13 protein-coding genes are annotated in these 12,125 nt (G+C 68.2%); 6 read left to right on the forward strand and 7 right to left on the reverse strand.

Annotated features, from left to right (window positions below; all coding sequences use genetic code 11):
- Positions 1–87: 87 nt before the first annotated feature.
- Together ACBR40_RS27875 and ACBR40_RS27880 are read left to right on the forward strand one after the other, a co-directional pair.
- The gene (locus tag ACBR40_RS27875; RefSeq protein WP_371250680.1) at positions 88–1,491 is read left to right on the forward strand and encodes a DUF3696 domain-containing protein; all 1,404 of its coding nucleotides are present in this window, start codon (positions 88–90) and stop codon (positions 1,489–1,491) included.
- Positions 1,492–1,523: 32 nt separating this feature from the next.
- Entirely contained in the window at positions 1,524–1,964 is a 441-nt protein-coding gene (locus tag ACBR40_RS27880) for a hypothetical protein (RefSeq protein WP_371250681.1), read from the forward strand.
- Between the two features lie 261 nt (positions 1,965–2,225).
- On the opposite strand, the gene ACBR40_RS27885 is transcribed toward ACBR40_RS27880, so the two are convergent.
- From ACBR40_RS27885 to ACBR40_RS27900, 4 genes are all read right to left on the reverse strand, one after another.
- Positions 2,226–2,555: a hypothetical protein gene (locus ACBR40_RS27885; protein WP_371250682.1), complete on the reverse strand. Its 330-nt coding sequence runs from the start codon at positions 2,553–2,555 to the stop codon at positions 2,226–2,228.
- Complete coding sequence (locus ACBR40_RS27890; RefSeq protein ID WP_344217002.1) at positions 2,552–2,788, reverse strand: hypothetical protein; 237 nt, start codon at positions 2,786–2,788, stop codon at positions 2,552–2,554. Before ACBR40_RS27890 ends, ACBR40_RS27885 begins: the two co-directional genes overlap by 4 nt.
- 175 nt (positions 2,789–2,963) lie before the next feature.
- Positions 2,964–4,142, reverse strand: coding sequence for a helix-turn-helix domain-containing protein (locus tag ACBR40_RS27895; RefSeq protein WP_371250683.1), 1,179 nt, complete (start codon positions 4,140–4,142; stop codon positions 2,964–2,966).
- A gap of 15 nt (positions 4,143–4,157) precedes the next feature.
- Complete coding sequence (locus ACBR40_RS27900; RefSeq protein ID WP_371250684.1) at positions 4,158–4,781, reverse strand: HAD family hydrolase; 624 nt, start codon at positions 4,779–4,781, stop codon at positions 4,158–4,160.
- 183 nt (positions 4,782–4,964) lie between these two features.
- Here ACBR40_RS27900 and ACBR40_RS27905 point away from each other — a divergent pair, with 183 nt between their 5' ends.
- The 3 genes from ACBR40_RS27905 (at position 4,965) to ACBR40_RS27915 (ending at position 7,052) form a co-directional block, all read left to right on the forward strand.
- The gene (locus ACBR40_RS27905) at positions 4,965–5,435 is read left to right on the forward strand and encodes a hypothetical protein (RefSeq protein ID WP_371250685.1); all 471 of its coding nucleotides are present in this window, start codon (positions 4,965–4,967) and stop codon (positions 5,433–5,435) included.
- Positions 5,436–5,559: 124 nt separating this feature from the next.
- Entirely contained in the window at positions 5,560–6,102 is a 543-nt protein-coding gene (locus ACBR40_RS27910; protein ID WP_371250686.1) for an RNA polymerase sigma factor, read from the forward strand.
- A gap of 23 nt (positions 6,103–6,125) precedes the next feature.
- Positions 6,126–7,052, forward strand: a complete 927-nt coding sequence (locus ACBR40_RS27915) for a hypothetical protein (RefSeq protein WP_371250687.1) — start codon at positions 6,126–6,128, stop codon at positions 7,050–7,052.
- Between the two features lie 85 nt (positions 7,053–7,137).
- Here the strand turns inward: ACBR40_RS27915 and ACBR40_RS27920 are convergent, their stop codons facing one another.
- From ACBR40_RS27920 to ACBR40_RS27930, 3 genes are read right to left on the reverse strand one after another with little or no spacing between them, the layout of a single operon-like run.
- On the reverse strand, positions 7,138–8,055 hold the full coding sequence (locus ACBR40_RS27920; RefSeq protein ID WP_371250688.1) for a carbohydrate ABC transporter permease: 918 nt from the start codon (positions 8,053–8,055) through the stop codon (positions 7,138–7,140).
- Positions 8,052–9,026, reverse strand: coding sequence for an ABC transporter permease subunit (locus ACBR40_RS27925; protein WP_344217016.1), 975 nt, complete (start codon positions 9,024–9,026; stop codon positions 8,052–8,054). Before ACBR40_RS27925 ends, ACBR40_RS27920 begins: the two co-directional genes overlap by 4 nt.
- 10 nt (positions 9,027–9,036) lie before the next feature.
- The gene (locus tag ACBR40_RS27930) at positions 9,037–10,680 is read right to left on the reverse strand and encodes an extracellular solute-binding protein (RefSeq protein ID WP_371250689.1); all 1,644 of its coding nucleotides are present in this window, start codon (positions 10,678–10,680) and stop codon (positions 9,037–9,039) included.
- A gap of 185 nt (positions 10,681–10,865) precedes the next feature.
- Here ACBR40_RS27930 and ACBR40_RS27935 point away from each other — a divergent pair, with 185 nt between their 5' ends.
- A complete protein-coding gene (locus ACBR40_RS27935; RefSeq protein ID WP_344217020.1) occupies positions 10,866–12,092 on the forward strand; it encodes an ROK family transcriptional regulator in 1,227 nt (408 codons plus the stop codon).
- Positions 12,093–12,125 lie beyond the last annotated feature (33 nt).

The raw sequence follows: 12,125 nt of genomic DNA on the forward strand, positions 1-12,125 counted from the left end.
TCGGTGACTTGCCCGGCTCATGACCACTAAAGTGCCTGCTGGGAATGCTATGGCGCTCGGCGTGGGCCGCTGGAGAGACGAAGGTCGATGATCACATATCTCAGGCTGCAGAACTTCAAGGCTTGGGCGGATAGCGGAAAGATTCAGTTCGGCCCTATCACTGCCTTCTTCGGAAGTAATTCCTCCGGGAAGACAACCTTTCTGCAGAGCATGCTGCTGCTCAAGCAGACGGTAGAGTCGGCGGACCGGGGCCGCGTCTTTGACATGGGCGGCCCGGCATCGCTGGTGAGCCTGGGAACATTCAATGACATCACGTTCCGCCACGACTCCGAGCGGGCTGTCGGAATCGATATCGGGTGGCGTGAGGACGAGCCTTTTCAGATCCGGAGCACGGAGACCGAGGAGCGAAGCGCCATCGCGGCAAGTGACGACCTCAGTCTGTCCACCTGGGTTCGCGAGATACGAAACTTCCCGGTCGTCCAACGTGTCGAGTACGGACTCGGTGACCTGCGCTTCTCGCTGACGCGCAGCGGAAGCGGCAAGGACGAGTACGCGCTGGAATCCAATGATTACCCGTTCAAGCACGTCCCGGAAAGGCCGTGGCTGCTGCCCTCTCCCGGAAAGTTCTATAGTTTTCCCGACCAGGTGCGGGCATATTATCAGAATGCCGCCTTCCTGTCCGATCTGGAGCTTCAATTCGAGAACCTCTGTAGCCGGATCTACTACCTCGGCCCCTTGCGGCAGGACCCCGCGCGCCAGTACATCTGGTCGGGGGGCCGACCCGGCGATGTGGGCCGAAGAGGTGAACTCGCGGTCGAGGCGTTGATCGCCTCACAGGCCGACGGGAAGACCAACGTGCGTGGATACATCGAGCAAGAAGACGGTCCACGCCGTACGAGACTGATCACTGTGGAAGAACATGTGGCCTCATGGCTCAAAGAGCTCGGGCTGATCCATTCATTCACGGTGGAATCGGTTGACGACAGAGGGACTATCTATCGTGTCCAGGTCACACGCTCGGCCGGCAGCACGCCTGTTCTCCTCACGGATGTAGGCTTCGGCGTCAGCCAGGTACTTCCGGTATTGGTTCTTCTGGCCTATGCGCCGGAAGGGTCCACGGTCCTTCTCGAACAGCCGGAAATTCATTTGCATCCAGCGGTGCAGAGCAGGCTCGCCGACGTGATCATCGAGGCGGCGAAGGTCCGCAATATCCAAGTTGTCGTCGAAAGTCACTCCGAGCACTTTCTCACGCGCCTGCAACGCCGGATCGCCGAAAGGGACGTCGGCAGAGGGATAAGACTCGAGCCTGAGGACTGCCTGCTCTACTTCTGCCAGACGGATGGCGCCGCATCCACGATCGACCGGCTCGACCTCGATCCCTTCGGTAACATCACGAACTGGCCGGATGATTTCTTCGGCAACCCTTTCGAGGAAGCCGCCGCCATGAACCGCGCAGCCCGTAACCGAGCGAATGACGAGAAAACCGGTTGAATCGCCCGTCTCGTGTCGTCATCGACACCAACGTGCTGATCGTCGCCAATGGCAAGGCCGATCACATGAGCCCCGGCTGCGCGAACTCGGCGATCGAGTTCCTGGAGCACGCCGAGAGCAGCGCGATCGTCGTTCTCGACGGCTCTGGGCAGATCTTCGAAGAGTACGAGAGATATTGCTCATTCAAGGGTCAGCCCGGGCTCGGCGACCACTTCTTTCTTCATCTGCACCGCCGGCAGGCAGACCCGCGCCGTGTCCAGAAGGTCCACATAACCCCTGACGGCAACGGCTCCTACGAGGAGATGCCTGACGGCTTACGAGCCTTTGATCCATCCGACCACAAGTTCGTGGCGACAGTCATAGCGGACGAGCGAAAATCTGTGATCGTCAATTGCGCAGACTCGGACTGGCGGCAGGCTGCGCAGGAACTGACGCAAAACAACATCGTGGTCATAGAGATCTGCGGTGGCTGACGCACGAGCCACGCCCCCTGCGCCCTCGCCTGAGGGGTGACCCCAGAAGGGCCCTGCTCCGTTCGGAAGCCCTCTCGCCCGGATGCCGGCCATCAGATGCGCTGGACCAGGAACTTGCCGCCTTATGGGCCGAGATGCCCTTCGTGGCGCCTCGTCCTCGGCGCGCAGGAAGTACGGCGCGGCGGCCTGGTAGCGCTCGGCCAGCCAGTCCAGCGCCTCCTTGACGGAGGCCGGGGTCGACACCCTGGCTGGCGGGGCGGCTCATCGGGCCTGGCCGGCGAGCAGGCGGCGCCACCATTCGAGCGCTTCCCCGCGGCGCCACCGATCGGCCGTCCAGGACACGGGCGGCACGCCCCGGCGAGGAAGGGTGCGGCGGCGGATCTGGTAGACGCCGCCGCAGGCGACCAGTTCGTAGGAGGTCATCCGGCAGGAGCAGGTGTACGCGACGACCCGGCCGGGCGCGAGGCCCTGCCCGATCCATCGCAGCGCCGTACGCTCCGAGCGTGGCGCGGCCGGATGCGGCGAAATGCCCGGACAATCCTCCTCCGCGATGGCATCAGGTCGAGCGAGAACGCCGGCGGACGCGGTCACCGGGCCATCCATAGGGATGGGCGAGTCCGCTCAGCGATGCTCTCCTGCTCCGCGATGGCCTGGCACAGCTTCACCAGGTCGTCGGCGTCGACCGTACGGTGCGCGCCCGCGTCCTCGACGGCCCGGGAGAAGGGCCGCTCACGCGTCGCCCAGAATCGTCCTGCGTCACTGCGCATGATCCGCCATCCGGCGAACACCGGACGATCGGCGGCTGCGTCCCTCTCGTGTGTCATGGGTCAGGACCACCATCATGATCAGGGACCCGTCGGCGATGTAAGGCATCGGTGGCGGGTCCGCTTCAGCAGGCAGTGGTTGTGAGGCTCCTGCCTGCGTCACCGGCTTGGACGACCCCAATCCTGATGCGCGGAGTAAACGTGAAATGACACACCGTGTGTTACGCGCGAGCTGTCAGGACAAGCCAAGCCAATCGGCGAAGGCGCACAGTTCGTCACTGCTGGCGCGGTGGAGGCGCAGGAGCGTCCCGACGTCCTCGCGTACCCAGCGGTGCTCACGCGTGTGTTGCGGCGCGATCCGGCGTGCGCTTCTCAACGCGTCGAAGGCGGCGTCTCTCATGCCGGCCCAAAGTCGGGCACGCGCCAACTCGATGAAGAAGCCACTCCGGCGTTCGGCGGGCATGCTGGACGGTGGCGCCCAGGTGTCCCCGATGTCGAGAGCAGGCCGCAGATGGCCATCGCCGAGACTGACGGCGAACGAGACCTCATGGATGCGCACCGAGTCCGGCCCGAAGGCCGTCCCGTAATAGATGCCCTCGGGGACGATGCCGCCGAGCCGCTGAGCCTCGACCTGATGGCTCAAGGCGTCTTCCACCTGACCGGCGCGGGCTGCGACGACGGCAGCGCGCATGTGCAGCGACCCCAGTACGCCCATGTACTGGAGACTCGTTTCCGTACGCGTGCGAAGGCGGTCGATTTCGCATTCGAGGGCCCGTAGTCCCGCCCCGTAGGTGTGCGTGGCGAAGAAGACTTCGGTCCGTACGTAAGCCACTGACGCCGCGAGCAGCGGGTCATCCACGAGCATGGAGGTTTGGCGCATCAGGTCGATCAGCCGGGCCGACAGGTCCAGATAGCCGTACTTGTAGGCGACTGCGTCGGCCGCGCGGTACGAGGTGACCAACAGAGGTGCGAGAGCAGATGCCGTCCGAAATCCTCGAACGAGCTCCGTGATCAGCTCAGGAAGCACGTAAGACAGTCGGACGTACTGGGATTCCAGGCGCCACTGGACCGCTTCGCGTGCGGCGACTTGCAGCTCAGGCAGCGGGCGCACTAGGCCCTCGTCGGGGAAGTCGCAGGTGGTGATCGCCCGGCGCAGGAGGGGGATCGCGCTGTGGACCCGACTGTCTGTGCGGTTGGTGCCGTGCAGAAGCCGCGACGGATCGACACCAAGGGCCGCGGCGATGGCATCGAGAACGGTGTCGCCCGGGTTCCGGCTTCCCTGTTCCAGCTTTCGGATCATGCTGAGGGAGACGTTCGCTGCCCGCGCGAGATCGCTCTGCGTCATGCGGCGCGTGCTGCGGATCGCCGCGATGCGATCTCCCGCGCCCGCGCTGGTTTTCCTCGCCGAGGGCATGAGGGCTCCGTCCGGTCAGTTCCGCAGGAGAGCGGGAAGGTCTGCGAGCCCGCTGATGCGCAGATCGGCAGGTACGGCCGGGTCGTCGCCCCAGAGAAGCCCCCACGGTCCCCGTCGGATGAGGCAGGTGACGAGGCCCGCCGCCTTGGCTGGAATGACATCGTTCACAGGATGATCGCCGACGTAGAGCGTTTCCCCGGGGGCCACGCCGGCGAGCTTGACGACGCGGTTGAAGAAGGAGATATCCGGCTTGGCGACACCCCATTCCGCCGAGGTGGCGATGGCGTCGGCGGGAAGGCGCAGGCCGCGCAGCAGTTCGCCGACCTTGGCTGTCTGGTTCCCGGCGATGCAGACGCGTAGGCCCATGTCCTGCAGGGCCTGAAGCCCATCCCGCACGTCGGGGTACAAGTCGGTGTCGTCCAGATACTCACCTCGGCCGGCGTTCTCGCGATCCCTGTACGCCGCCTGGAGGTCGATGCCGGGGCGGATCATACGGAGCGCTTCGGCGTTGTCCAAGCCGAGCGCCGTCACCGCGCCGACGAGCGCCGACATCGTGTGGCGGGACACCCCGAGCCAGTCAGCCCATGACCCCCAATACCGATCGTCGCTGACCAGCGTCTCGCCGATGTCGAACACCACAGACCGGACCACGTCGACAGCGTAAGCCGCTTGACTGACCTCATGCGGGTGTCTTCACGACTGAGCTTCAGAACTTCACAGTCGCCCTCGGCGCCCGAGGACGTGTGTTCTCCCATGTCAGCCGCTTCTCCTGTCATAGCAATAGCACGGCGTAACGCGGGGACCCCCGGGTAGCGGGCGGGCATGCACACGCTCGTGAGAGGTCTGATCGCCGGAGCCGCCGGGACCAGCGCGCTCAACGTCGTCACCTACCTCGACATGGCGATTCGCGCCCGCCCGGCCAGCAGCACGCCCCAGCAGGCCGTGGAGAAGATGGCGGGCCTGGCCGACGTGGACCTCGGGGAGGGGGAGCGGGCGGGCAATCGCAAGGAGGCGTTGGGCTCGCTGCTCGGCTACGCGACCGGGGCCGGGGCGGCGCTCTGTTACGGGCTCGCGGCCGCGCGGTGGCGGCCGTCGTGGCCGGTCGGGGTGCTGGCGCTCACGGCGCTGGCCATGGTGGGCTCCAACGCCCCGTTGACGATGCTCGGCACCACCGATCCGCGCTCGTGGTCGGCCGCCGACTGGATCTCGGACGTCGTGCCGCACCTGGCGTACGGCGTCACCGCGTACGCCGCCTACCGCCTGTCGACCGGAGATCACTACGGCGGGCGCTGACGCCGTTCCTCGGGACGGGACGACGCGATCAACGCCCATATCGGGAAATCTCCTTCCGTTCGGTAATGCTCCGGAATTGCCGGACATGGGGTTGAGTGTCAAACGCCCCAAGTGAGGAGCCCAAGTGGGAGCAGATCCCGAGAGGCGCTTGGAGGAGCTCTACGCCTCCTCGTACCGCCCTCTGCTCGGGTACGCGTTGCGCCGCTGTCCCGACCCGGACGACGCCGCGGACGTCGTGGCCGAGACGTTCATGGTCGCCTGGCGTCGTATCGAGGAGGTTCCGCAAGAAGACGAGGCCAGGTTGTGGCTCTTCGGCGTGGCCAGGAAGGTCCTGGCGAACCAGCGGCGCGGCGAGCGCCGCCACGAGCAACGCACCGCCGCGCTGCGGGCGCAGCTCGCCGCCTCGCCGTTCGCCGCCGAGCTGCCGGGCGAGGATTTCTCCCAGCTCGGGCAGGTGTTCAGGTCGCTGCCTGATGACGACAGGGAGTTGCTGGCGCTGGTCGCGTGGGAGCGGCTGAGCCCTTCCGAGATCGCCAAGGTGCTCGGGATATCAGCAAATGTCGTACGAGTCAGGCTTTATCGCGCGCGCAGGAGGTTCGCCCGGAGACTGGCCGAGGCAGGCGTCCAGCACTCGCGCGCCGTCGCGTTCGAAGGGAGCCGGCTGTGAACATCCCCCGGAGGGAGCACGCTGTGAACATCGCCGATCTCGCCCGCGTACGGGACGAGGACCTGGATGGCGAGCCCGCGGGGCAGGCGTCCGGCGCGGGGGCGCGGGCGCTGATGGAGTCCATCATGGAGACCGAGCGTGAGCCCGTCCGGAGCGGGCGCGGGCGCGGGCGCGGGCGCGTGGCCGTGCGGCGCGGTCTCGGGCTCGGGTTGGTGGCGGCCGGGCTGGCCGCCGCGCTCGTCGTCTGGACGCCGTTCGGCGGCCCCGCCACGGAGTACGCCAACGCCGCCGTCTCGCTCAGAGCCGGCGACGACGGCAGGACCGGCGGCGAGATCATCGAGGTGGAGATCAACGACCCCGCGGCCGACGTGGGCAAGTTCGCCGAGGCGTTCCGGGCGATCGGCCTGGACGTCGACGTGCGCAAGGCCCCGGTCGCGCCGGAGGACGTCGGCAAGCTGATCGGCCCGGCGCTCGTGGAGGGCACGTATCCCAAGGGCGGCGGCATCATGATCAGCACCAGGGAGGACGGCTGCCGCTCGGTCTGGTGCGGCAAGGTGTCCATCCCGGTCGGTGTGACGGGGCGGCTCGTCGTCGGGATCGGCCGTCCGGCGGCCCCCGGCGAGCTCTATGCCACCCCGGTGCAGATCGACGTCGCTCCGGGCGCGGGCGTGATCAAGGGGTACAGACCCAGGGGCAAGCCGGTCGCGCGGGTCAGCGCCGACCTGAAGGCCGCCGGGATGAAGGTCGGGTACGTGGTGATGTGGGACAACCCGGACGGCACCGGCGGCGGCTACGCCGTCGATCCCGCGCATGTCAAGGACGAGTGGCTCGTGGAGGACGTCGAGCGGATCGCCTCCGACGCCGTCACCGTCTCCGTCACCGCCCCCGCCGGCCTGCCCAAGGACTCGCTGCCCATGATCGACCCCCCGGCCAGCGACTGGTGGCACTAACCAGTCGTGGACCGCGCCGCCGATTCCGCCCGGCGCGGGCGGAGGCTCGACGGGCGGGGACGGCCGCCAGGCACCACCACGGGCGTCATCCCTTCACGGCCCCGACGATGACGCCCTTGGTGAAGTGCCGCTGGACGAACGGGTAGATGATCAGGGCGGGCAGCACCGCGATCACCACGATCGCCATCTTGATGGCCAGGGTCGGCGGGGCGTCCCCGGTGACCCCGGCCGTCGCCGCCGGCAGCGGGTTGGAGTCGACGACGTACTGGCGCAGGATCAGCGCGAGCGGCCACCTGCGGGTGTCGTCGATGTAGAGCATCGCGTTGAACCAGGCGTTCCAGTAGCCGACGGCGTAGAACATGGCGACGACGGCCGTCACCGCCTTCGACATCGGCAGCACGATCCGCCACAGGATGCGCCACTCGCCGGCCCCGTCGATGCGGGCGCTGTCCAGCACCTCGCCGGGGATGTTCATGAAGAACGAGCGCAGCACCACCACGTTGAACGCCGACACGGCCGTCGGCAGGATCAGCGACCAGTAGCTGTCCTTCAGCCCGAGCCCGCTCACCATCAGGTAGACGGGGATGATCCCGGGGAAGAAGACGAACATCAGCAGGATGCTGAACAGCAGCGGCCGGTGCAGGAAGGAGCCGGGGCGCGACAGCGAGTACGCCCCCAGCACGCTCACCCCGGTGCTGATCAGCGTCCCTGCGAGGGTCACCCCCGTGCTCACCAGCACGGCCCTGCTGACCACGGTGTCGGAGAAGATCTGCCGGTACGCCTCGACGGTGATGCCGTCCGGCACCAGCACCAGCCCGCCCGCCCGGTTGACGGTGGCGGCCGGGCTGAGGCTGGTCAGGACGATCGTGTAGAGCGGCCCGAGCACGGCGAGCACGATCAGCGTGATGATCGCGCCCTTGCCGAGCTGCCCGGCGGGGGAGGGCCGCTCCTCCCAGGGAGCCAGCCGGGCGGGCCGCCGCGGCCGGGACGTCAGAGTGGTCATGATCGCGAGTACACCCCTCGTTCGCCGAGCGCGTGCGCCACCCGGTTCGCCGCCAGGATCAGCAGCAGCCCGACCAGCCCCTTGAACAGGCCGGCCGCCGCCCCGTACCCCAGGTCCCCGGTACGCAGCCCCGACCAGTACACGAACGTGTCGAACACCTCCGACGCCCCGCTGCCGACCGCGCTGCGCTGCAGCATGAACTGCTCGAAGCCGACGTTGAGCGCGTCCCCGAGCCGCAGGATGAGCAGCAGCACGATCACGGGGCGCAGCCCTGGCAGCGTGATGTGCCACAGGCGCCGCCAGCGGCGGGCCCCGTCCACGGCGGCGGCCTCGTACAGGTTGGGGTCGATGGTGCTGAGCGCGGCCAGGAAGATGATCGCTCCCCAGCCGGCGTCCTTCCAGATGGTCTGGGTGGTGATGAGCAGGATGAACGTGTCGGAGTTCGTCATCCAGTCCACGCCCTCGTGGCCGCGTTCGCGCAGGAGCTGGGCGAGCAGCCCGGCCCCGCCGAACATCTGCTGGAAGATGGCCACGACCAGCACCCAGGAGAAGAAGTACGGCATGTAGACCACGCCCTGCACGAACGCCCGCAGCCGGGCCGAGACGATGCTGTGCAGCAGCAGCGCCAGCATGATCGGCACGGGGAAGTAGAAGACGAGCTGGAAGGCGGTGATCGACAGCGTGTTGAGCATCGCGCGCAGGAACTGGGGGTCCTGGAAGAGCAGCGCGAAGTTGGTGAAGCCGATGACGGGGCTCTCCAGGATGCCCCCCGTGTACGGGTTGTAGTCCTGGAAGGCGATGATGTTGCCGAGCGCCGGCACCCACCAGAAGGCGAGCACCAGCAGCAGCATCGGCAGGTTCATGAGCAGCAGCGACCGGTCGCGCCGCAGCTTGGCCCGCCAGGTGAGCTTGTGCTCGTCCCGCGCCGGGGGGCTGTCCAGCCTGATCGGCCGTTCGGTCATCACGCCCACGCCGGGCCCCTCACAGCCGCCCGTTCTCGCGCGCGACCTTCATGTAGAACTCGCGCGCCTCGTTGCCGCCCTGGTCCTGCCACTCCTTGACGATCTTCGGCCACTCCGAGATCGGGCGCTTGCCGCGGAAGATCTCCTGCATCTTGTCCTCGGTGGGGGTGACGAGGCCCGCCATCTTGGACGGCGTCTCGACCCGGATGCCCACGAAGGGGTCGTTCTCCAGCAGCGTGGCGGCCTGCGTCTCCCAGTCGTAGAGCGCCTGGACCAGGCCCTCGTACTGGCTCTTCTCGTTGGCGCTCGGCCGGCCGGACAGGAACATGTACGTGGGCGCGACCTCCTTGCGGCCGAGCGCGGTCTGCTTGATCTTGCCGTTGTCGACCGTGTAGTGCTTGCCCTCGACGCCGTTGAAGACCAGCTCGTACTCCTGGGTGCCGAACGGCGCGGAGGTCCAGTTGGCGAGCGCGATGAGCTCGCGGGTCCGGGCGTCGCCGAGGCCCTTCTTGATGAAGGCGAACATGCTGGCGGGCTCGTTGCGCCACACGATGGTCCGGCCGCCGGCCTGGGCCGGGTAGGGGGCGACGATCTGCTGGTCGAACTTGGGGTTGTCGGCCTGGAACCGGCCCAGGTTCTCGTGCCAGGAGCCGAGGCCGTCGCGGTAGATCACCATCTGTCCGCTGCCGAAGATGCCCTTGTTGTCGGCGTCCTTGTTGGCCACGATGTCGGGGTGCACGTGACCGGCCGCGAAGAGCTTGGTCATGAACTCGATGGCGGCGGCCCATTCGGGGGTCTCGTACTTGTACTCCAGGGTGCCGTCGGCCTTCTTGCGCCACTCGCGGGGCGCGCCGAAGGCCCGCTGCATCTCCTGCTCCATGCCGCCGCCGAAGGCCCAGCGCTTCTTCTTCGGGTCGGTGACGGCCTTGCCGAGGGCGAGCAGGTCGTCGCCGCTCTTCGGGTGCTCCAGGCCCAGCTCCTTGAGGATGTCCTGGCGGACGAAGGTGGCGAACGGGAACGGGTCGTTCTGCCACGGGATGCCCTGGAGCACGCCGCCGAAGACGCTGTACTGCCAGGCGGCGGTGTCGTAGTTGGCGAGGAGCGGGAACTCCTTGGCCTTGTCCCCGGCGAGGTAGGGCGACAGGTCGGCGAAGAGCTTGTTGGCGGCCTCGGTGAAGTGCGCGATCTTGACGAGCTCCCACTGCGGCACGCACACCATCTCGGGCACGTCGCCGCTGGCCAGCAGCGTGCTGAGCTTCTGCCCGTAGGTGTTGCCGTCGGAGATGTTGAAGCGGACGGGGCCGCCGAGCCGCTCGTTGACGATGTCGTAGTAGGAGTTGTCGCCGAGGCCGGGCGGCACGGTGCCCCAGAGCGGCGTCATGGCGGTCACCTCCTTGCCGCTGGTGAGCGGCTTGGTGGTGACGGCCTGCGCCATGGTGGCGGGGCGGGTCAGGAAGCCGGGCGCGACGAACTCGCTGCCGGGCAGGTCGGGCTTGAGCCCAGGGATCTCGAAGGGGACCCGCGTCGGCACCAGGCTCTTCAGCTTGTCGGCCGCGACGGCGGTGCCCTTGGACGCCGACTGCTTCTCGGCGCAGCCGGCGACCAGGATGCTCGCGCCGACGAGGCCGAGGAAGCCGCGGCGGGTCGTGGGGGTTGATGGCATGGCTCGTCCCTTCGACGGGCGGGAGGGGCCCGAGGAAAATCAGCCTGAAAGTTAGTTGGTATTCCGACCAAACAAATTAGTAGACTGATGGCGCGGCCACAAGGGACCGGAGCGGTCACAGGTTGGTGAAGGAGGCCCACGATGCGGCATGCTTGGGTCATCTCATGGCGGGAACGGGGCTGATATTGATCACTTCTACGACCGGCCCGCAGCCGGCCGACTTCGCCGACGTACGGGCCACCAACCTCGCGGTCGTGCTGCGGTTCGTCCGCGAGCACGCGCCCTGTTCGCGGGCCGACATCGCGGCCACCACCGGGCTCAACAAGGCGACCGTGTCCAGCCTGGTGGCCGACCTCATCGACCGCCGCCTGGTCCGCGAGACCGGCCTCACCGAGAACCGCGTCGGCCGCCCCGCCACCATGCTCGTCCTCGACGGCTCCCCCTACGCCGCCATCGGGGTGGAGATCAACGTCGACCACGTCTCGGCCGTGGCCACCGACCTCGCGGGGGAGCGGCTGCTCACCTGGCGGCGCTCGTTCTCGGCCGGCGACTCGGTCAGCCAGGGGGTGGCGAGCGTCGGCGCGATCGTCCGGCGGGTGATCAACCGCATGGCCAGGGAGGAGCGCCAGGTGCTCGGCCTCGCCGTGGCGGTGCCGGGGCTGGTCGACGTGCAGGGCACCGTACGCCTGGCGCCCAACCTCGGCTGGCGTGACGCCGACCTCGGCGGCGACCTCGCCAAGGCGCTGCGCGACCCCGGCTTCCCGATCCAGGTGGACAACGACGCCAACCTCGCCGCCCTGGCCGAGCAGCGCTTCGGCGCGCACGCCGGCGCGGCCGACCTCGTCTACCTGACCGGCGAGATCGGCGTCGGCGCGGGCATCATCCTCGACGGCCGGCTGCGCAGGGGCGGCCTCGGCTACAGCGGCGAGATCGGCCACGTCCAGCTCGACCCCGACGGCCCGCCGTGCCACTGCGGGCGGCGCGGCTGCCTGGAGGTGATGGCCGGCATCGGGTCCGTGCTGCGCGGGGCGCCCGCGCCCGCCGAGATCCACCCCGCCGAGATCCAGATCGAGATCGAGGAGGTCGTCCGGCTGGCCCGCGCGGGCGACGCCGGCACGCTCGCCACGCTGTCGGCGGCCGGGCGGAGCCTCGGCCGGGGCGTGTCCATCCTGGCCAACCTGCTCGACCCCGAGGTGGTCGTGCTCGGCGGCTACTACGTCCCGCTCGCGCCCTGGCTGCTGCCCGCCGTGCACGCCGAGCTGGGCCACCGGGTGCTCGCCCCCGACGCGGGCGGCTGCCGGGTCGTGGCCTCGACGCTCGGCCAGGACGCCGCCGCGCTGGGGGGCGCGGCACGGGTGCTCGACTCCGTCGACTCGGGAAGATTGCCCGGAGGATTGTCGCGAATCCCTTGACCTTGGTCACGCGGAAGTGCACCCTTCAGTCAA

The sequence above is a fragment of the Nonomuraea sp. AD125B genome, assembly GCF_041402765.1.
Taxonomy (GTDB): domain Bacteria; phylum Actinomycetota; class Actinomycetes; order Streptosporangiales; family Streptosporangiaceae; genus Nonomuraea; species Nonomuraea bangladeshensis.

Bases quoted from the DNA above. Each gene is read 5' to 3' on its own strand.
- ACBR40_RS27875 (WP_371250680.1), top strand. From the start codon at position 88: ATGATCACATATCTCAGGCTGCAGAACTTCAAGGCTTGGGCGGATAGC.
- ACBR40_RS27890 (WP_344217002.1), bottom strand. From the start codon at position 2,788: ATGACACACGAGAGGGACGCAGCCGCCGATCGTCCGGTGTTCGCCGGA.
- ACBR40_RS27895 (WP_371250683.1), bottom strand. From the start codon at position 4,142: ATGCCCTCGGCGAGGAAAACCAGCGCGGGCGCGGGAGATCGCATCGCG.
- ACBR40_RS27905 (WP_371250685.1), top strand. From the start codon at position 4,965: ATGCACACGCTCGTGAGAGGTCTGATCGCCGGAGCCGCCGGGACCAGC.
- ACBR40_RS27920 (WP_371250688.1), bottom strand. From the start codon at position 8,055: ATGACCACTCTGACGTCCCGGCCGCGGCGGCCCGCCCGGCTGGCTCCC.
- ACBR40_RS27930 (WP_371250689.1), bottom strand. From the start codon at position 10,680: ATGCCATCAACCCCCACGACCCGCCGCGGCTTCCTCGGCCTCGTCGGC.